Consider the following 1,690-nt stretch of genomic DNA (forward strand, 5'->3'; position numbering starts at 1 on the left):
GGATCAAATATTGAACCTAACTGTAACTGATAAACCTGCCGATGCGATAACCAATCAAACAATCTGTTCAGGACAGACCTACACTTGGCCGGCAAACGGAATCACTTATTCCACTTCACAGACCGGATTAAGAAAAGTCAATGACGGATGCACGGCTGATCAAATATTGAACCTGACTGTAAATCCTAAACCTGCCGATGCTGTAACCAATCAAACAATTTGTTTCGGTGAAACATATACGTGGCCAGCAAACGGAATCACCTACTCTACATCACAAAATGCATTAAAAATAGTTAATGACGGATGCATGGCGGATCAAATATTGAACCTGACTGTAATCGATAAACCTCTAGATGCTGTAACCAATCAAACAATCTGCTCAGGACAGACTTACACTTGGCAAGCAAACGGAATTACCTATTCCACATCACAGACCGGATTAAGAAAAGTCAATGACGGATGCACGGCTGATCAAATATTGAACCTAACTGTAAATCCTAAACCTGCCGATGCTGTAACCAATCAAACAATTTGCTTCGGTGAAACATATACATGGCCGGCAAACGGAATTACCTATTCTACAACACAAACAGGATTAAGAATAAACAATGACGGATGTACACCAGATCAAACACTGAATCTGACCGTAGGTTCCAAACCGATTGACATTGTAACGACAGAATCAATATGTTCTGGCGAAACCTACACTTGGCCAGCAAACGGAATCACTTATTCTACAACACAAACAGGATTAAGAATAAACAATGACGGATGTACACCAGATCAAACACTGAATCTGACCGTAGGTTCCAAACCGATTGACATTGTAACGACAGAATCAATATGTTCTGGCGAAACCTACACTTGGCCAGCAAATGGAATCACTTATTCTGCATCACAAACTGGATTAAGAATAAACAATGACGGATGTACGGCAGATCAAATTCTAAATTTAACCGTAACTCCTAAACCAGCGGATGTTGTAACTACAAAATCAATGTGTTCTGGAGAAACTTACACTTGGCCAGTAAATGGAGTTACTTATGATGCTGCTGGGACTTATACAAAAGTCAATGACGGATGTAATGCTGATCAGGAATTGGTATTAGAAATAACTCCGAAACCAGCTAAACAATCCGAAACGATAAAGATCTGTTCAGGACAAACCTACCATTGGGATAAAAACAATACAACCTATGATACATCCGGAACTTATACAAAAGTCAATGACGGATGTACGGCTGATCAGGAATTAGTATTAGAAATAACTCCAAAACCAGCTGATATAATTAAAATCATAACATATTGCGAAGGACAAGGCCACATCGGTCTGGATAAAGAAACAAATGACGGATGTAGTGCTGATGTTGTATACAGATATGTTATGATTCCAAAACCCGCTGATATCATAACGACAGAATCAATATGTTATGGAAAGACCTACACTTGGCCGGCAAATGGAATCACTTATTCTGCTTCACAAACAGGATTAAGAATAAACAATGACGGATGTACAGCTGATCAAATATTGAATCTGACTGTAGGTTCTAAACCCGCTGATATAGTAACTACAGAATCAATATGTTCTGGAAAAACTTACACTTGGCCGGCAAATGGAATCACTTATTCTACGTCTCAAACAGGATTAAGAATATCCAATGACGGATGTACGGCAGATCAGATACTGAAT

At 39.1% G+C, this 1,690-nt stretch carries 1 pseudogene; it reads left to right on the plus strand.

Going from position 1 to position 1,690, the window contains the following annotated elements:
* Positions 1–1,690, plus strand: a pseudogene (locus EYY60_RS22190) (hypothetical protein); the annotation flags it as partial.

Source organism: Flavobacterium zhairuonense (genome assembly GCF_004352915.1).
Lineage (GTDB): Bacteria > Bacteroidota > Bacteroidia > Flavobacteriales > Flavobacteriaceae > Flavobacterium > Flavobacterium zhairuonense.